Below are 18,810 nucleotides of genomic sequence, written 5' to 3'. Positions count from 1 at the left end.
GGGGGCTACTGCACCTTCTGGGCGGCCTCGGCCTCGAGCGCCTTGGCGGCCTCGGGGTCCACCTTCTGAAGGAGCTTCCACTCCATGACGTAGTCGCGGCTGGTGGAGTCGGAGGCGGTGGTCTGAGCATCCTTGCCGGTGTTGGCGTCGTGGGCGCCACGCGACTCGACACGGGACAGCTTGAGGAACTCCACCGAGCACTGGCCGGGGCCCTTCTCGATGCCGCGCACCAGGTAGCGCGCATAGGCGGTGCCCAGAGACGAGGGCGCGCCTTGCATCTGGAAGTCCGTCACCATCTCGAAGGCGCCGCCCTTGGACTCCATGACGGAGTAGCCCTCCTCGACGAGGACCTCCTTGGCCTTGGGCCATACCTCGGCGATCGGCTGGCGGTAGACGTGGGTGCTCGCCTTTTCCTGGATGTAGGCCTCACGGCGGTTCGCGGCACAGCCCGTGGAGAGGGCGAGGGCGGCCACCAGCAGCAGCGCGGTGGACGCGAGCGGGGACTTCGTCATCGTCATGGTTTGGCTCCGGGATGGAGAGGAAAGCCCCCGTGTTCAAGCACGCGCCTCCGCGCTAGCCAAGAGGGGCGGAGTCCGTGGGCACATGAAGGGTGGGGCGAGGCGCTGTACGCCCGAGAAATTCCAGCAGCAATGCGGACACCTGCTCGGGAGCCTCCAGGGTCGCGAAGTGGCCCACGTTCGACAGGTAGCGCACCCGGGGGGGCTGCTCGAACCAGGGCTCCAGATCATGGGTGAGCTCGCGCCCGAGCACGATGTCCTCCTCGGCCCAGATGAGCAGAAAGGGTGCGCGGATGCGCGGGTAGCCGTTCCTCCTCTGCCGCAAGTGCCAGGGCTTCAACGCGTCGCGGAGGGCGTGGCGGTAGTAGTCGATCGCCGCGCGAGCGGCCTCGGGCTTCGAGAAGTTCTCGGCGTAGGGCTTCAGGCGCTCGTCAGAGACGCTGGTGGGGTCCACCAGGGCACGACGGATGAGCTGCGGGACGCGCTCTCCCCCATTCTTGGAGAGAATGCGCTCCGGCAGCCAGGGGAGCTGGAAGAAGAACATGTACCAGGCACGCGCCAGCTGGTCCGGCTTCCACAGGCGCCGAGTCATCACCTCCGGGTGGGGCGCGTTGATGACGACCAGCCGATCCACCACCTCGGGGTGATGGGCGGCCAGGTGGTAGGCGATGATGCCGCCCCAGTCATGCCCCACGATGTGGGCGGGCCGGTCGGGCTGGAGGTGGCGGGCCAGTTGGTAGATGTCCGCCGCCAGCGTGCCCAGGTCATACCCGTACCGGGGGCGATCCGTGCCGCCGTAGCCGCGCAGGTCCGGCGCCACGGCCCGGAAGCCCGCCGCACCGAGGACCGGGAGCACCTCACGCCAGCTCTCGGACAGCTCCGGGAAGCCGTGCAGGAGGAGGACGAGGGGCCCGTCCGCCGGTCCCGCCTCGAGCGCCTGCATGCGCAACGAGGGCAGCTGCAAGGAGAGGGATGCGAGAGGGACCATGGCCGTGCACCCTACCCGGCCTGGGAGCGCCTCGGGCGCTGGGAGTGGCGGGACGTCAGGCTCCGCACAAGCGCAGTGCTGATGGCTGACGATTTCTCCTCGCTGTGACCATGATGGACACACGCGATGATTCCGATCAGTGATGACAACCCGACGCTGCGCACCCCGGTGATGACGTACCTGCTGCTGAGCCTCATCGCCTTCGTGTGGATCTTCCTCCAGAAGGCGGGGCTGGACAGCACGGCGCTGGCCCGGAGCGTGTGCGAGTGGGGCATGGTGCCGGGCGAGCTGACGGGCCGGGCCCCGTTGGGGTTCGAGGTGCCGCTGAGCCGGAACTTGCAGTGCATCGTCGACAACGAGCCCATCAACATCTTCACGCCGCTCACCTCCATGTTCCTGCACGGGGGCTGGGGCCACATCCTGGGCAACTGCCTGTTCTTCTGGGTGTTCGGCAACAACGTGGAGGACAGCATGGGGCGGCTGCGCTTCCTCATCTTCTATGTGCTCTGCGGGCTCATCGCGGCAGGGGCGCACGTGGCGATCGATCCCACGTCTCCGGTGCCGACGGTGGGAGCGTCGGGTGCCATCTCGGGAGTACTGGGGGCGTACCTGGTGCTCTACCCGCGCGTGCGGGTGAACCTGCTGGTACCCATCTTCTTCATCCTGCGCATCTTCTCGGTGCCGGCGTGGTTGGTGCTCATCTACTGGTTCGGGCTGCAGGTGATTACGGGGCTGCCCCAGCTCACGACGATCCGGGCGGATGCATCAGGAGGCGTCGCGGTGTGGGCGCACATCGGCGGCTTCGTGGCGGGCATGGCGCTCATCAAGCTGTTCGAGAACCGGAACTACACCGCGCAGCGTACGGGGTGGCGGCACCGGCTCCACCCGGACCACCCGTGACAGGAACACGGACGTCGTAGCCAGTCCGGCTCAGGTGCGCGAGAGTGGCGCGCCTCGCCCCGACGCCCGGGGCGAACCTCCACAGGTGTCTCGATGCTACGTGTCCGCTGTGCCCTCTCGGCGGTGATCCTCCTGGCTTGCGTGGCTGGCTGTGCCCGGCGTGCGCCTGACTCCGCGTCCTCCTCTTCCTCCACCACGGTCTATGTCGCTCACCGGATCCGGACGCTCGATCCCGCGCGCCCGCTCGCCGAGGCCCTCGCCGTCCGTGATGGCAAGGTGCTCGCCACCGGCAACCGTGACGAGGTGCTCTCCGCTGCTGGCAGTGATGCGCGCGTGGTGGACCTCGGAGATGCCACGATCGTCCCTGGCCTCACCGATGGCCATGGCCACCTCGCTGGGCTCGGCCGCGCCCTCTCCGCCGTCTCGCTGATTGGCGCCACCTCCCGCCAGACAGCCCTCGCGCGTCTCAAGGGCGCGTCCTCCTCCGCCTTCCAGGGAGACTGGCTCATTGGCCAGGGATGGGACCAGAACGACTGGCCGGAGAAGGCGTTCCCGACCCGCTCCGAGTTGGACGCCGGCTGGCCCTCCACTCCCATCGCCCTGTCGCGCATCGACGGCCACGCGCTCTGGGTCAACGGCGAGGCCCTGCGCCGGGCCCACATCTCCCGTGACACCCCTGACCCGCAGGGGGGTCGCATCGTCCGAGGCCCTGACGGCGAACCCACCGGCGTCCTCGTGGACAACGCCATGAGCCTCATCGACACCGTGATGCCCCCTCCGACCGAAGAGCAGTTCGCCGCGCAGCTCTCCGCGGCGCTCGCCACCTGCGCCCGGGGCGGCATGACCGGAGTCCATGACGCTGGCATGGACCTGCGCACCTTCCACCTCCTCCAGCGCTGGGACGCCGAGGGCCGCCTTCCCTTGCGCGTCTATGCCATGGCCGCTGGCATGGACTCCGACCGGGAGAAGTTCCTCGCGCAGGGCCCCTTCCAAGGGAACAAGCTCACCATGCGCGCCGTGAAGCTCATGATGGATGGAGCGCTCGGCAGCCGAGGCGCGGCGCTCCACTCCCCTTACAGCGATGAGCCAGCCCAGCGCGGCCTGCTCCTGATCAGCCCCGAGGAATACGAAGCCCGCGTCCGCGCCTTCATCGGCCGTGGTTTCCAGGTCGCCACGCATGCCATCGGTGACCGCGCCAATACGATCGTCATCGACACGCTGCTGCGCGTGGCGGGCCCCGAGGGCGTGCGCTCCGGCAGGCACCGCGTGGAGCACGCCCAGGTCCTGCGCCTGGAGGACATCACAAAGCTGGGCGCCAACGGCTTCATCGCCAGCGTCCAGCCCACCCACGCCACCAGTGACATGCCCTGGGCCGAAGTGCGCGTGGGTCCCGAGCGCATCCGTGGCGCCTACGCCTGGCAGCGCCTCAAGGCCGCGGGTGCACCGCTGGCGCTTGGCAGCGACTTCCCCGTGGAGCGACCGGATATGCTCGCCGGACTCTATGCCGCACGCACCCGGCAGGATGCCGCCGGCCAGCCCCCGGGCGGATGGTTCCCCGACCAGCGCCTCAGCGGAGAGGAAGCGCTCGAGGGCTTCACCGTTGGCAACGCCTACGCCTCCTTCGCGGAGAAGGAGCGCGGCAGGCTCCAGCCCGGCATGGACGCGGACTTCGTCGCGCTCTCGGTGGATCCGGTGGACGCGCAGCCCTCCGATCTCCTCACCGGCCAGGTCCGTCTCACCGTGGTGGCCGGCACCGAGGTCTACCGGCCGTGAGTGCTGGCCTGGAGGACGTGAAGAGGCACCTCAAGGACTCCCTGCGCGCGAACAAGACGCTCACGTATGCGGCACTCTCCGACGCCGCCTATTCCTATGACGTCGCCTCGGGCCATGCCACGGGCGTGGCCTTGTTCGAGGCCATGCTGGAGGTCCTCGCGGAGGGCCATGTGCTCTCCCTCGAGGGCTTCCCCGCGCCAGGTGCACCCCAGCAGATCCGCACTGCGCACGAGTTGGAGCAGGTCGTCGAGCGGCACTTCCCCTACGTCTCTCTGAGAGACGATTTCGGCCGGTACTTTGGCTGACGCTCATCTCCTTCAGGCCAGTCCCCGAGGGTGTCCCCTCCGGGCGCGGTTCGAGCCAACCGGTATGCTGGCAGTACCAGTTCAGGAGTCCCCATGCACCTCGAGGATTGGAAGCGCACAGGCAAGACCTTCATCTTCGAAGGACACCGCATCTTCTACCGCGACGAGGGCACAGGGGACGTGCTGCTGTGCCTTCATGGTTTCCCCACCTCGTCGTGGGACTGGTCCCGCCTCTGGCCCGAGCTGACTCCTCGGTTCCGGGTGATCGCCCTGGACATGCTCGGCTACGGCTTCTCGGACAAGCCTGCGCGGCACGTCTACTCCATCCTGGAGCAGGCCACGCTCACCGAGCGGCTGATGGAGTCGCTCGGCGTCACGCATGCGCACGTGCTCTCCCATGACTTCGGCGTCTCCATCGTCCAGGAGTTGCTCGCGCGCCAGTTGGAGCGAGAGAAGAGCGGACAGCCGGGGCTCACCTTGCGCTCCTCGTGCTTCCTCAATGGAGGCCTCTTCCCCGAGGTCTATCAACCTCGGTTGATTCAACGGCTGCTGGCGGGTCCCCTGGGGCCACTCATCGCGCAGTTCTTCAACCAGCGCTCCTTCGAGCGAAGCTTCTCCGCCATCTTCGGCGAGCGGACCCGGCCCTCGAAGCAGGAGCTGGCCGAGTTCTGGGAGGCCATCACCTACAACGGCGGTTCGCGAATCTCGCACCGGCTCATCTCCTTCATGGCGGACCGGCACCGTCACCGCGCCCGCTGGACTGATGCGCTCCAGCGCACCCGTGTCCCGCTGCGGATGGTGAACGGAGCAGCGGATCCTGTCTCAGGAGCGCACATGGCCGCGCGCTACCGCGAGCTCGTGCCTCGCCCCGACATCGTGTCGCTGGAGGGAATCGGGCACTACCCCATGGTGGAGGATCCACAGGCCGTGCTGAAGGCCTTGGTGGCCTTCATTGGGAGTGCCTGACTCCGCCTCATGAGAAGACTTTGACCAGCGTGAAGACCCAATCGAGCATCTGCTGCAGCCGCGGATCATCTTTCTGCACGGGTTTCTGCGCCGACGGGTGGGCAATCTCGTTCCGAAGGGACCAGAAGTTCTGGAACGCTCGATGCTCTTCCTCCGAGAGCCGTCCATCGGCAAGCAGGCGCCTGGCAATGAGGGAAGCAGCACCGGTGACTCCCAGTGGCCGACCTGCTTCCTCGAGCATCTCTTCGACCAGGGTCCCTGCGGACAGCACCCTCAAGCGATCGTCCAGATCCAGGGAGCCCAGCTCCAACCACCGCCTGTAGTACCGCGCCCAGGGCTGCTCGCCTGACGTGGAGGAGAGCTCCAGTTGGCGGAGTTCCTCGATCAACTGACCACTCAGGATCCAACGACTGCTGTCATCCTTCGTGATGAGTGCGCCGGGCCTGCCGCTGCGCTGTTCCCTTAGCGCATCCACGAGCCCCCGCCGCTGAATGCGATTGAGCAGGGGCACCAACTCCTTGGCTGCATTCAGCGCGGTCCACTGCTCGAAGGAGGACATGCTGGAGTGGATCCCTCCCAGCACGATGCCTAAGCACTCGGGCTCGGGCTGGAACCGCACCATGGCCAACGCGACAAGCCGATCCCCTGGAGTTCCCAGCTCGAACCGCGCCTTGATCTCCGCGGGCACCAGCCGGGTTCGCCTCACCAGCGTACCGATTTCGAAAACGAGGAGGTTCATCGCCTGGGTCCTCGTGGCGCTGAATTGCTGTGTCTCGCGCGTCTCCTCGTACTTCCGGGCGTACTGCTCGAACGCCTCGACTTCCTCATGCGCGGACCGGAAGGGGCCAGCGAGCAGGGCCTTCACGCGCTCCCTGCACGCTCCCTCCCAGTCATCATGCGAGCTTGGAGGATGGGTGTCGAGAACGACAAGCAGTTGGCGAGAGGAGAGCAGACCGGCCAGTGATTCCGCCACGGCCCGGCGTTCGTCGTCTCTCCACTGCGGCGGCGGTTGTTCCAGCGCCACCAGCAACTGCCATAGCGCCCGGAGATCGACTCGCGCAATCTCGGACCGCTCTCTCATCAACGCATCAAGCACTGCCTCGGACGTGGCCAGCCCGGGTTGAAGCTGGAACAAGACATAGGCCACAACCCGCACGGCCACCTGGTCCCATGCTGTCACGAGGTGATGGACGAAGTCAGGACGAGCGATGGAGAGCGCGGGCCTCAGATCCTTCCTCAACTCCTCAGCAAGCACATCCGCGATACCAAAAGATTGCGACCCGAGATAGGCAACCGCAGTCTCCCTGACAGCTGCCACCACGAACCGGAACTCCAGCTCCGCGCGGGTGATGCCGACCCTGGCGTCCAGCCAGCGCTCGACTGCATCGGTCGCCCCGAGCAATGCGCGAGCTTCGTCCACAAGGAGGAGCACCTCCTCTCGCGGTGCCCAGAGGTCGAAATCCCCGATCTCCCGAACCAAGGCGCCCAAAGCGGGGACCAAGGCGAATTCCTCAACCACGTGGCGGAGCAACTCCGCGACGCCCCTCATCCCAGCATGGTGGCGCTGGAGCAGACAGATCCGGACGAAGTCGTAGGCAAGCCATTGAGCCTGCTGAGGCAGCGCAGCGAAGAGAGCCCCCCATGCCACATCAATGCCCTTGTCCCGGAGGTCTGAGCCCTTCGCTGCATCACTGAGTTCACGAAGGTAATCATCTACCCCGTCCCCATACGGGCCAGGCCCCAACACCGAGAGCACCAGCCCCAACATGCCGTCGGCGAAGGCCTTCTCGCTGATGGGGTGATTGCTGCGCGGCGGTGTGGACGCGACCATCACGGCGCGCTCGACCAGTTGCATCACATCTTCAGGGCCACGAACCATCGAACCCAGGAACCGGGCCCGCCTCGTGGTGAGCAGATCCGGCTGCCGAATCAAAAGCTCCTTCGCCGCCTCCCCTGACCAGGCCAACGGGATCTGTCTTACGCCTGCATGGCGCTCCTGCTCGAGCAGCGACATGTCGACCTGCGCCTCGCCCATGATGATGGTGGCGCTGAGGTGCTGGGACACGTTGTCAGGGAGTTGCGTGCTGTAGACGCGGCCCTGAGGAAAGTCGGCACGCTCTCTCCCGCGAGTGATGTGAACCAGGTTGTCCTCGACAGGCACTCCCAGGAAAGCGAGCTGCGCCACATAGGCTCGGGCCACCCCATAGGCAGCTCCTTGCGAGCCGTCCGTGACGAGCCGATGCCCATGCAGGGCTAGCGCCCGCCCCAGACTGTCGGCGGTCCACTCCTCCACTTTCGAGAGTTCGTACCGGGCTGTTCCCACGACCCGGATCCAGAGACCGCTCGGCGACCAGGTGGCCGGAACCTGCGGCGGATCGCGCAGGAGCTCGGCCTTGATGGCTTCGTGAATCGGCTGGAACGGCTCAGGGTGTTCGCTGAGCAGTGACACAGCTTGGGTGGCTGCCAGGATCGCCTCTACGGCTCTCTGGGTGGTCTCCTCCACTGACCATGCATCTCCGAAGAGCGCGGATGCCGCCAGCGCTGCTTCAATCGCTGCTTCCGCGCAGAGGCCCTTCAACCACAGCACGTGGCTCCGGCTCAGCGCCTCAAGGCGGTGCAGCTCCGTGAGAGAGTTGAGCGAATACGGAGCGGTCTCCCCCACTCTCTGGCTCAGGATTCTCCGCGCTACATCCAAGCTCTTTTCAATGACCCGGTTGATGTATGGAGCCTCGCCATCAATGAACCGAAGGACGTCTGGAGCCTCGCCATCATCGTGAGGTGAGATGAGTCTCCAGGCTGCTTCAACCGCCGCCACCGCTGCGCCAGCGACCGTGCGAAGCCCAAAGCGATGCAGTCCCTCGAGGACCCTTTCCGTCACCCGCTTGTCCTCGTCTGCCACGCCGACGAAGGGCCAGTTGGAGAGATGTGTCCTTAGCTCTTCGCGCTGCTCCTCCATGAGCCGATTCTCCGGCGTCCGAGCTCCCTCCCTTAGGCGCCTCCCGAGACGGAAGCGCTTCCCTGTCACCGTCCGGAGTTCCACCGACTCCTGGGTGATGGGCAGAGCCCGGGTTCCTCCGGGTTCGAACGCGAGCAGGTGCCGGGTTCCTCCGGCCTCCACTTCCAGTAGAAGTGGGTTCGTCCCCGGCACATCCACACGAACAGCCCCCGGCTGCTCGTTGCCATGCACCGAGAGGGCCCGCTCATCCAGCCGGAGATACATGGGAATGTGAGGCAGATGCGTAGGCATCAAGCCCGGCAACCATTCCGGAAGCCCTACTCTCGGCTCGAGGGCCAGCTCCAGCTTTCCGGACACGATGAGGTGCGACTGCACGGAGACCCGTCTCGCCGCATCGGTCTCGAGGATGCGAGGAGGCAGTTGCGCCAACATCTGCAGAGACCAGGAAGCGACACCCTCACGTCCCGGCGTCGCCAGAGTCTGGCTGACCTCCGCTAGCAGTTGCTGAATCTCCGCATCGACCTTCGCTGACCGTGGACGCAGGGACAGATAGAGAAGTCGCTCCTCGATCTGAACCGCCCTCGGCGCCGCGCGATGGAAGCGCTCCAACTCCCGCCATGCCCGCGCGAACAGCGGCTCCTGCTGGACCAACTCGGCTCGGAGCACCCGCGCCACCTCGGGAACGAGGACGAGCCCCGCCACGCTGCGCACCTGGACGAGCGGGCTGAACCAGAGGGTCGCCTCCGCAGCCGCATCCATGTCCGGCAGAAGCTGAAGCCTCATCCAGCGGAGCAGCTCCGGCTCGATGCGCGAGGCCAGCGAGAGGCAGCGCGCGAGCCTTGCCGCGTCAGGCGCTCCCAGCTCGAAGTCCCTGAGCAGCCCCTCGGGTGAGAGTGCAAGGTCCTCCTCGATCACCACGACCTCCGCCTCGGACGCGCGGAAGCCGAGAGGACCCGGCCCACCGTCGTGTGACGATCCCACTGCACGATGCGGATGAGCTTCGTGAGTTCACGAGGCCATCGCGAGGGAGGATAGGGCACGAAGGCCACCAGCGGATGGCCGGTTGCACCCCACTTCCTGGCGAGCGCCATCCACTCGTCGAGGCTCGCCCTGGACGATGAATATGCGGGACCTCCCAAGCCCAGATCCGTCAGCAGCAGCAGGGGTGTGCCACGAGGAGGAAGCACGAGCGCTCTCCCCCTCGGCGTCCGCCGTCCCGGCAAGCCGATGAAGGACGTGCTCGACACCCGCTCCGAGCCCACCACGCGACGCAGCTGGGCGAGCAGCTCTCTCTGATCCCGTGTGAAGGGCTGCATGCCTTCGCCCTTGTCCACCAGCACGTGCACCCCCCTGCTCAAGGTGGGCAGTTCCTGGCTGGGGAAGGTGCGCACTGGCTCTCCCCGAGAGAGCACCTGGATCAGCACCTCGACATCGGGCGGGCCTTCTCCACTGGGAGTCCGCAGTGCCGTGGTGAGCAGATGGCGGCTCGTCGCTGACGCGAAGAGCGGCTCCAACGGCAGACTCCCGGGAGCGGCAGAAGGAGGCGCCATCGGTGCCACGCCCTTGAGCCACACCGGGGTGCGCAGCGGCGCATCCTCCAAAGGCTCGATCGTCGTGAAAGAGTCGAAGAGCGGTCCCATCTGCGGCATGGGCACCACCGGAGCAGCCTCCACCGGAGGTACAGGCTTCTGGGTGGGCTCCGCGCCCAGGGGCAAGGGCTCGGTGGGTGGTGGCTCAAGAGCGGCGGGCGGCTCTGGTGCCAGGGGCCACTCGAACCCGAGCAGGCTCGCCACCTGACGCAACACCTCTGGATCCGCCGTCGCCAGGCGGCGTGTCGCAGTGACGAGATCTCCCAGGCCGATGGCGTTCATGAGCGCGGCTCCATTCGCGGCCTAGGACTTCCGCAGGGTGACCTGGAACAACTGCTCCAGCAGGTCGTCGCTCGCGAGGCCTTCGGTCTGGAGCTCACGGAAGGCCTTCACCGTGTCCAGGAACTCAGGCGTGCTGGGGGGACGCCGGCCCTGAGCCTTCGCCTCATTGGCGAGCGCCTCCACCTTGTCGGCGACGCGCTCGTAGAGCGCCAGGGCCTCCTTGCCTTCTCCGAAGTGCGCCACCGCGATGCGCCGCAGCCGCTCCTTGTCCGGCATGGGCAGCTCCAGCACCACGCAGCGCCGGAGGAAAGCCGCTGGAAGCTCCCGCTCGTCGTTGGAGGTCAGCACCACGAAGGGCGCATGCGCCGCAACGATGGGAGGCCTCTCGCCCACGGTGAACTGGAGCGAGCCCAGCGGTACCAGCAAGTCATTGGGTACGTCCGGATCCGCCTTGTCAATCTCGTCGATCAACACCACGGCCGGCATGCCCTGACGCTTCTCGTTGAGCCTGGAATTGGGCTCCTGGGCATTGTCCACTTTGGCATCCGGCGGAGTCCCGCGCCGGACCGCGCTCTCGCGGTTGAACGCCCACCAGAGGACGCCGGGCTTCACATAGCGAAACTCCTCCCCGGCCTCTCCTGCCTGGGCATCGCTCAGCCGTTTCACTGCATCGAAGACCCAGAGCAGGTCCCTCGCCTGCGTGCGAGAGGAGACGACATCCTCGTAGTACCGCCACCCCATCACCCGGGCGACCCACGGCGCCAACGAAGACTTCCCCGAGCCGGGTGCACCGCGCAGCAGCAGCGGGCGGCCGGTCGCCATCGCCACGTTCACGGCGAGAACGATCTGCTCGGTGGACTCGTAGAGCTCGCCATCGCGGCGATCGCCGAGACGCCCCTGCCTCTCCGCCGCGGGGGTCATGGGCACGACCGGACGCGTGGGGTCGAAGCGCTTCTTGTAGTTCGACACAGTCATGGCTCAGCCTCTGGAAGGCGCTTGCTGCCTGTCAATCAGCCGTCTGGCGGCATGGTGGAGCTTCTGCACCTCGCGCTCCTGATTCGGATCCAGCCGAGGCAAGAGCACATCCACGGGCGCGGGAGGCTCTCCCGTACCGGTGAAGAGCAGGAACGTCAGGGTTCGGAAGTGTTGCTGGAGCTGCCGGAGGACCCCCCGTGACAGTGAGGGAGCCGAGAACAGCACCAAGACCGCCGTCTTGAAGGTGTCCTCCAGCATTCCCAGTTCGTCGTCGACCGCGGCATCCGTCTCAAGATCGAAGCGAGACTTCAAGCAATCGTAGATCTGGCGCTGGATCTCCTCGAAGGACCCCTCATAGAGCTTCGAGAGCAGGATGAGATCCCAGTGAGGAGTGTCATCGGGGTTCGCTCTGCATGCGTACATGCGCCCGGTAAAGTCCGGGTCCTCCGCGTTGAGCCCCACGACCCGCTGCTCCAGGGCACGCTGGGTCACGTCCGCGAGCATCCGCGCCGCCTTGGCCGGAACCCAGCGGAAGGGGGTGATCAACTTCAGCAGCCGGAGGAACTGCTCCCTGAGGACGCGCTGCAGCGGAGACAAAGCCTGAAATGCTTCCTTGATGCTGGCGAGCGAGGCCTCCTGGGGTTGGAGCAGCTTCATGGCGAGCGCACGGCGAAGCGCCTCCTGCTGAGCAGGAGGTGCCTGCCCCAGCGCCTGGAGCGCCTGACAGAGGGGCTCTGGCCTATCGATGCTCGCGAGGATCTTCAGCACCTCATCGAGGATGGGCTCTGGCGTGGCCGGGAGCACAGGCGCCGCATTCCGAGGGACACGCGGAATGGATTCCTTCCACACCTCAGGCTCCAGCACGAAGCGCGTGTAGCCAGCGTTCAGGTTCTTCTGGGCGAGCCGGGTGTGAACCTGGAAGCGCACCTCCGTGGGAGCCACCTCGATCCGGGCGACCTGGTACCCAACGCGCGAAGCCCCCCCTCGGCCAAAGAGTGACAACCCCGGCAGAAAGCAGCGGCTCCCGGCACCGCTCAGCCTCTCCAGCCTGGGCAACTCGTCCGAGCGCCCGAACAGGTGCAGCGCAAAGCGGTCGGGCGGGTAGATGAACTCCTTGTAGGCACTCAGCGCGCGCTTGCTCAGCAAGGATTGTGCCCCGTGGGTGATCAGCAGCGTGAGATCCTGCTTCTCAAACCAGGCCGGAGGATCAGGGCTGCACACCGCATTGAGCTGCCGGAGGTCTACCTCCATCCGGAAGCGCTGCTCTGCCCAGAGCTGAAGGAAACTGGTGTTGAGCCCCACCAGCCCCAGCTGCACATCGCCTTTCTTCAGGAATGCCGAGCAGTCACCCGGTAGCAGTCCTTCGGTGGGGGACAGGCCTCGCGGCCTCTCGCCGGTCGCTCGCCAGGACTGGTAGGGGGCGAAGACCTCCGTAACCTTCTTGCGCATGGCGTGCGCGTCCTGGCTCCAGAAGACCTCCGAGATCTTCGAGTTGCTCTCCCAAGCCGCCAGGGCCAGGACCTCGGTGTCGGTCTCGCTGGGAAGCTGGACGTCGCGCTCGCCCGGAACCGTCAGCAGCTTCGGCTGAGAGCCCAGCTCCCCGAGCCGTTCCCAGAGCTTCTGCACGAAACCCTCGACTCGCGCGAACTGCTCGGGAGTACCGGAGTCGGTGAGATTCCCGCTGATGACGACCAGATCGAACAGGCCGACAAGCTCGTGCGCCTTCTGGAGGTCCTCCAGAAAGCGCGCCTGATCCTGGGCGGAATACGGCTCGCGCTCGGGATTCCCCAGGTGCAGATCCGACAGGTGGAGCAGCCCGAACGAGGTCAAGGAGCTGCCACCTCGAACGCCACGGAGAAGGACCCGTCATCTCCGAGGTCATACTGGCGCTGGTCCGGCACCATGCGCCGATGGCCCGAGTTCACGTTGAGCTCGAGGCTCCGGGGCCAAATCGTGAGCCTGCCCTGCGTGCCGTCCACGTCGATCTGGATGGCGCTGTAGCCGTGGATGCGCTGGACGTGCTTGCCCTGGGCATCCACCCACTCCTCCAGCCCGAAGAGCGAGGCGCCACACAGCCTGCGCCGAGGCCGGGCTGCGCCCTCGCTGGAGAAGACAGCCGTGGACTCGTGCATGTGCCCATGCAGGTGAGCCAGGAAGTTCCCAGGCCGATCGATCATCTCCCGGAACTCGGCCTTGGGCGCCGGGCTGAGCCATGAAACCGGGTGATGCGTCAGCAGCAGCGAGACCGGGTGACGCGCCAGCCACCCCACCGGATCGTTGTCACAGACGGCGTTGAACTGCCGGACATCCACGTGCAATTCGCCATCGAAGTTCCGGCCGCTGAGCTGCAGGAAAGAGGAGTTGAGGCCCACCACCCCCACGCTCAAACCATTCCGCGTCACCGTGGCCGAGAAGTCTCCCGGCAGCAGCCCCTGCTTGGGCGCCAGCGTTCCCAGGGCGTACCGCGTCTGAGCCCACTTCGTGAAGGGCTCGAAGGCCCGAGCGACAGCCTTCCGGTACTCCCCTTTGGGCTCGCTCCAGAAGGCATTCCGGATCTCCTCATCCTCCTTCCAGAGGGTCAGCGCCTTCACGACCGAGGAAGTCGACTTCGGGCGCTGCAGATCGTGGTTGCCCGGAACGAACAACAGCTCGGGGTTGGAGCCCAGGGTCGCGAACTTCTCCCAGAGCTTCTTCAGCGTCTGGTCGAGCGCCTGGAACTCCGCCTCCGTCCCGCGCTGGGTCAGGTCCCCGGTGAAGAGCACCAGATCCCACGGCCCGGTCTGGACGTGGAGCTTCTCAAGGTCCTTCTCGAACTCTGCCCTCACGTGAGGCCAGAGGATCTGCTGCCCTCCCTGCCCTTGATGGAAGTCGGAAAGGTGGAGAATGCGAAGGGTGGCCATACGTCGTCTCGGATGAACTGCCCGACACGGCTCACTTCGGCGCGCCGGGCTTCTTCTCGATCTTCTTCAACCGCGCATACAACTTGATCATCGTGTTCGTACGGCAGAACGTGACCCGCTGCGCCCGCTCATAGCCCCTGCGCGTCACTTCGACCTTGATGGGCTTGCCCGGGAGGCAGTCCAGCGTGAGCGACACAGGCGTGTTCCCCTGGTCATTGCCGTCCACCCGCACAGCCGCGTTCGGCACCTCGGACTCCACGACCAGGATGGCCGCCCCGTCGAACGTGGTGGTCTGCTCGGCGATGACCTCATCCGGATCCGCGGAAGGCGCAGGCGTGTCCAGCGCCGGCGCGATCGTCTTGTACGTCGTCTTGATGACCTCCGCCGTCTCGGGCGCGGTGGGCAACTGGAACGAACGGTCGAGCTCCGGCAGCGCGAACAGCGCCACCGCCATCAGCGAGAACCCCGCCGCGCCCAGCTTCAGCGCCGCCGCTACCCGCCACGCTCCCCCCTCCGTCGAGGGCAGGAACGTCTCGATCTTCTCCCTCGGCTGCTGGTGCACCGACACCGTTCCGGACGAGCCGGTGCGATGCGCGCTGCCCTGCCCCTCCTCGTCTCCTCCCGGGCCCTGCAGGGTGGAGAACCGGGACTGGACGTGCTCCGTCTCCTGGGTGCGGCCCATGAGGGCGTCCTGGAGCTCGTCTCGGGGCTGCCCACCCACCGGGGGAGACGGCCAGTCAGGTTTGGATGGATGCGAGTTGCTCACGTCTCTTCTCCCCGCCCCTCAGGCTCAACCACCGACAACCCGGAACACTTCGCGCAGCGTCGTCGCCCCAGCCCGCGCCCGCTCCACCCCCGCCGCCAACAGCGGCACCATCCCCTCCTTCATGGCGATCTCCTGCAACCGCGGCGTCGGCATCTTGGCGTTGATGCCGTCGCGAATGGCCGGGCTGACGGCCAGCATCTCGTAGATGGCCGTGCGCCCCAGATACCCGCTGCCGCCACAGCGCTGGCAGCCCACCGCGCTATAGAACGTCCCGCGCTCCAGGCCCGCCGAGTCCAGGCGGACCGCCTCCTCGGGGCTGATGGGCGAGGGCGTCCGGCAGTGCGGACACAGCGCGCGAACCAGACGCTGCGAAATCGTCGCCACCGTGGCGGAGGCCAACAGGAAGGGCTCCACGCCCATCTCGATGAGGCGGTTGAACACGCCCGAGGCCGAGTTCGCGTGGATCGTCGTGAGGATGAGGTGGCCGCTCAGGCCCGCCTGGATCGCCGTGCGCCCCGTCTCCGGATCGCGAATCTCACCCACCATGATGACGTTCGGATCCTGGCGCAGCACCGAGCGCAGGCCTTGTGCGAACGTAAAGCCCTGCTCGGCGTTCACCTGCGTCTGCGCGAAGAGCGGTACGTCGAACTCGACCGGATCCTCGATGGTCGCGATGCGTGTGAGCGCGCCACGCGACTCCTTGATGTAACCCAACGAGGCATACAGCGACGTCGTCTTGCCGCTGCCCGTGGCGCCCGCCACGAAGATGACGCCCTGGGGCAGCTGGAGGATCTGCTGATACTTCTCGTGCAACCCGCTGGGGAACCCGAGCGCACTCAACTGCGGCAGCTTCACGCCCGTGCGCGCGATACGCAGCGCCACCGCCTCACCGTGGTTGGTGGGCAGCACCGAGACGCGGATGTCCGCCGGCCCCTCCTGCGTGGAGAGCGGGAAGTGTCCGTCCTGGGGCTTGTCCAGCTTGTACAGCGTCAGCTTGGACAGCACCTTGATGCGGTTGATGAGGCGCGGGTGGTGCTCGCGAGGGAAGGTGAGCACTTCCTCCAACACGCCGTGGACGCGGAACGCGATGCGCGTGCCCGCCTCCAGCGGATGGATGTGCACGTCGCTGGCGCCCAGGCGGATCGCCCCGTCCATCAGCGTTTCCATGAACACGATGATGTCCGGATCCGGCGAAGTGGCCACGCCGCGCAGGAACTGGCCCAGCTCCACCAGCATCTCGCGCACCTGGATGGCCACGTCCTCGTTGACCACCTCCAGCGGAGACAGTGCCGGGCGCTTCGCCATGGGCGGCGGCGCGCGGCGCGCGTACGCGGTGACCAGCGAAGAGCCCACCCCCAGTGCGATCGCCAACCCCGCGCTGAGGAACACCAGGGGCGAGAGCGCCGTGTGCAGGTACGTCCCCGCGCTCTTCAACGTAGTCTCCAGGCCCAGGGGCACGTGCCGGAGGAGGAAGGAACCGACACCCGCCACGAGGACCACTCCCGTGAGGGTCCACATCCCGCGAGTGGCCTTGCTCATCAACGCAGTCATGAGGTGACAAAACCCTACCACCCGGGTGGCCGCCGTTCCACTCGGGCCAACCAGACAGGCAGTCGTCGACCCTCCCACCCAAGAAGGGCGGGGGGAAAACCCGCCCTCCCGGATCAAAAGGCTACTGGAGCTGCTCTCGCACGACGGTGGTCCGGCCCGGCTCGACCACCACTTTCACCGCCTTGATGGCGCCCAACTCGCTGTTCACCAGACGCACCGTGTAGCTGCCCTCGTACACCTCGCGCGGCGCCAGTGGCGTGGTGCCCAGCTTCCGCTCGCCGATGTAGACATCCGCCCACGGCCTGGCGTCCGCGGCGATCTTCCCCTTCCGGAACTCGACAGCAGCACGAGACTTCCCCTTCGCATCCACGTTCACCGAGGTCGTCTGGCGCAGCTCCAGCTCGGCGTTGACGAAGGTGAGCGCCACCTTGCCCACCGGCAGCTTCACCGTCGCAGGCGTGTGCCCCAGCTTCTTGCTCCCAAGGAAGATGTCCGCGGGCGGCGTGCTGGAGATCTCCACCTCACCGGTCAGGAGCTCCTTCTTGCCCTTCTTGCCTCGCGGATCGGAGATGGCCTCCGCCGTGGGCTCGGGCTCGGGCGGCGGCAGGGCCTTCAGCGCGAGCTTCACCGGGGCGGTCGCACCCGGCTCCACCTTCACCGTGGCCGCCTCGTCCTGATGGCCCGCGAGGCTGATGCGGATCAGGTGCTCCACTCCCGAGGCCACTTCGGGCAGCGTCAGCGGCGTGGTGCCCTCCAGCTGCTTCCCGTCGAGCACCACCGAGGCCCCCGGCGGCTCCGTCTCCAGCGAGATGGCCCCGGGTTTCGCCTGCTCGGGAGGCAGCATCACGGAGATGGTCTTGCTCGCGGCCTGCCGGGTGAGCCTCACCGTCACCTCGCGAGGCTCGCGGCCCTCCTTCTCGACTCGCACGTGGATGTCCTGATCGAACCCCAGCATCCGCAACGTGCCCGGCGTCGTCACCTTCGACGCGATGCCATCCACCACGAGCGCGGCCCCCGGCGGATCGCTCTCCACCGTCAGCTCTCCCTCCACCGGCAGCGGCGGAGCGGAGGGGCGCGTGAGCACGAAGCCGACGCCCGCCAGCGCCGCCACCCCCGCCACCGCGAGCGCGGCCAGGGTCCCCACCTTCTTTCGCTCCGAGGGCCGCTTCACCGCATCCAGCACCGCCGTGCGATGCTCTCCGTCCACCTTCTCCGCCCCCGGATCCGTGAAGCCGGAGACCTGCGAGTTGCCCGTGCCGGTGCGGTGCCCCTGCTCGATGATGTGGACCAGCTGCTCCGGACGAGCGGTGGGCAGCTCGCGCAGGAGCGCCTGGTAGGCGGTGTGCTCCTCGGCGAACAGCTTGAGCATGAACTGCGAGACGTGAACGCTGGTGGGTGGCTCGGCCGTGCTGGCCAGGTACTTCTCCAGCGCCAGCTGCATCTCCTGCGCGCTGGCGAAGCGGCGGCGCCGGTCCTTCTGCAGCGCCTTCTCCAGAATCTCATCCAGCGCCGGAGGCACATCCGCTCGCAGCTCCGAGGCGCGGCGAATCTCCCCCTCGAGGATGTCCTGCATGATGGCCAGCTCGTTCTCGCGCTTGAAGAGCCGCCGGCCCACGAGGATTTCGTACAGCACGATGCCCAGCGCGAACACGTCGCTGCGCGCATCCAGCGCCACCGAGCGAATCTGCTCGGGGGACATGTAGCTGAACTTCCCCTTGATCTTCCCGCCTTCGGTCTTGGTGCTCTGCGTCTCGGCCTTGGCGATGCCGAAGTCCACCACCTTCACCCCGCCCTCGTACGTGACGAGGATGTTCGAGGGGGACACGTCGCGGTGGACGATGTTCAGCGGGTTGCCAGCGTTGTCCTTGCGGGTGTGCGCGTAGTGGAGGCCCTCGCACGCTCCGGCAATCAGTCGCGCGGCGATGGGCGGGGGCAACGGGGCCTGGGCGTGCTTGCATTTGCGCAAGATGGCCAGGAGGTCATGCCCCGCGATGAACTCCATGGCGATATAGAAAGACGCCTGCTCCTGACCCAAGTCATAGATTTGCACCACATGGGGGTGGTTGAGCGAAGCGGCCAGCCGCGCCTCGTCCAGGAACATCTGGACGAAATCCCTCTCGGTGGCGTGCTGGTCGAGGATGCGCTTGACGACCACGAGCTTCTCGAAACCCTGGAGCCCGAGCTGCTTGGCCAGCCAGATCTCCGCCATGCCGCCCACCGCCAACCGCTTGAGCAGCAGGTACTTTCCGAACTGCTGGGTCATGAGGAACATCACTGTATCGGAACGGGGGGCCCCGAGCACAATCCGACCCGGGGAGGCGCGTCCCCACCCGACTGCGGT

At 66.8% G+C, this 18,810-nt stretch carries 14 protein-coding genes; 4 read left to right on the top strand and 10 right to left on the bottom strand.

All coding sequences use genetic code 11. The features are described from left to right. Positions 1 to 5: 5 nt before the first annotated feature. Together KY501_RS15160 and KY501_RS15155 are read right to left on the bottom strand one after the other, a co-directional pair. Positions 6 to 518: a hypothetical protein gene (locus KY501_RS15160; protein ID WP_224363670.1), complete on the bottom strand. Its 513-nt coding sequence runs from the start codon at positions 516 to 518 to the stop codon at positions 6 to 8. A gap of 55 nt (positions 519 to 573) precedes the next feature. Beyond that, complete coding sequence (locus KY501_RS15155; protein WP_224363669.1) at positions 574 to 1,506, bottom strand: alpha/beta fold hydrolase; 933 nt, start codon at positions 1,504 to 1,506, stop codon at positions 574 to 576. A 126-nt stretch (positions 1,507 to 1,632) separates the two neighbouring features. Between KY501_RS15155 and KY501_RS15150 the strand changes: the two genes are divergently transcribed. The 4 genes from KY501_RS15150 to KY501_RS15135 all read left to right on the top strand — a co-directional run bounded on the left by KY501_RS15150 (position 1,633) and on the right by KY501_RS15135 (position 5,450). Next, positions 1,633 to 2,406: a rhomboid family intramembrane serine protease gene (locus tag KY501_RS15150; protein WP_224363668.1), complete on the top strand. Its 774-nt coding sequence runs from the start codon at positions 1,633 to 1,635 to the stop codon at positions 2,404 to 2,406. Between the two features lie 93 nt (positions 2,407 to 2,499). Continuing rightward, the gene (locus tag KY501_RS15145) at positions 2,500 to 4,179 is read left to right on the top strand and encodes an amidohydrolase (protein WP_224363666.1); all 1,680 of its coding nucleotides are present in this window, start codon (positions 2,500 to 2,502) and stop codon (positions 4,177 to 4,179) included. Between the two features lie 17 nt (positions 4,180 to 4,196). After that, positions 4,197 to 4,484, top strand: coding sequence for a hypothetical protein (locus KY501_RS15140; RefSeq protein ID WP_224363664.1), 288 nt, complete (start codon positions 4,197 to 4,199; stop codon positions 4,482 to 4,484). 93 nt (positions 4,485 to 4,577) lie between these two features. Further along, entirely contained in the window at positions 4,578 to 5,450 is an 873-nt protein-coding gene (locus tag KY501_RS15135) for an alpha/beta fold hydrolase (protein WP_224363662.1), read from the top strand. Between the two features lie 7 nt (positions 5,451 to 5,457). On the opposite strand, the gene KY501_RS15130 is transcribed toward KY501_RS15135, so the two are convergent. From KY501_RS15130 to KY501_RS15095, 8 genes are all read right to left on the bottom strand, one after another. Continuing rightward, on the bottom strand, positions 5,458 to 9,321 hold the full coding sequence (locus KY501_RS15130; protein WP_224363660.1) for a hypothetical protein: 3,864 nt from the start codon (positions 9,319 to 9,321) through the stop codon (positions 5,458 to 5,460). After that, a complete protein-coding gene (locus tag KY501_RS15125; protein WP_224363658.1) occupies positions 9,318 to 10,277 on the bottom strand; it encodes a hypothetical protein in 960 nt (319 codons plus the stop codon). The genes KY501_RS15130 and KY501_RS15125 overlap by 4 nt, the downstream gene beginning before the upstream one ends. Before the next feature lie 21 nt (positions 10,278 to 10,298). After that, on the bottom strand, positions 10,299 to 11,252 hold the full coding sequence (locus tag KY501_RS15120; RefSeq protein ID WP_224363655.1) for an AAA family ATPase: 954 nt from the start codon (positions 11,250 to 11,252) through the stop codon (positions 10,299 to 10,301). Positions 11,253 to 11,255: 3 nt separating this feature from the next. Next, positions 11,256 to 13,082, bottom strand: a complete 1,827-nt coding sequence (locus tag KY501_RS15115) for a metallophosphoesterase family protein (RefSeq protein WP_224363652.1) — start codon at positions 13,080 to 13,082, stop codon at positions 11,256 to 11,258. Then, positions 13,079 to 14,152, bottom strand: a complete 1,074-nt coding sequence (locus tag KY501_RS15110; protein WP_224363650.1) for a metallophosphoesterase family protein — start codon at positions 14,150 to 14,152, stop codon at positions 13,079 to 13,081. Before KY501_RS15110 ends, KY501_RS15115 begins: the two co-directional genes overlap by 4 nt. Before the next feature lie 31 nt (positions 14,153 to 14,183). Further along, positions 14,184 to 14,918 (bottom strand): PEGA domain-containing protein, encoded by a 735-nt coding sequence (locus tag KY501_RS15105; protein ID WP_224363648.1) that lies wholly within the window; start codon positions 14,916 to 14,918, stop codon positions 14,184 to 14,186. Positions 14,919 to 14,942: 24 nt separating this feature from the next. Continuing rightward, complete coding sequence (locus tag KY501_RS15100; protein ID WP_224363646.1) at positions 14,943 to 16,457, bottom strand: GspE/PulE family protein; 1,515 nt, start codon at positions 16,455 to 16,457, stop codon at positions 14,943 to 14,945. A gap of 133 nt (positions 16,458 to 16,590) precedes the next feature. Then, positions 16,591 to 18,732, bottom strand: coding sequence for a serine/threonine-protein kinase (locus KY501_RS15095; protein ID WP_224363645.1), 2,142 nt, complete (start codon positions 18,730 to 18,732; stop codon positions 16,591 to 16,593). Positions 18,733 to 18,810: the final 78 nt, after the last annotated feature.

Origin of the sequence: Hyalangium versicolor (genome assembly GCF_020103695.1) — a bacterium.
In the GTDB taxonomy this organism is placed as follows: Bacteria; Myxococcota; Myxococcia; order Myxococcales; family Myxococcaceae; genus Hyalangium; species Hyalangium versicolor.
The sequence above is the reverse complement of the archived record's forward strand: the minus strand, read 5'-3'. Positions and strand labels throughout refer to the sequence as shown.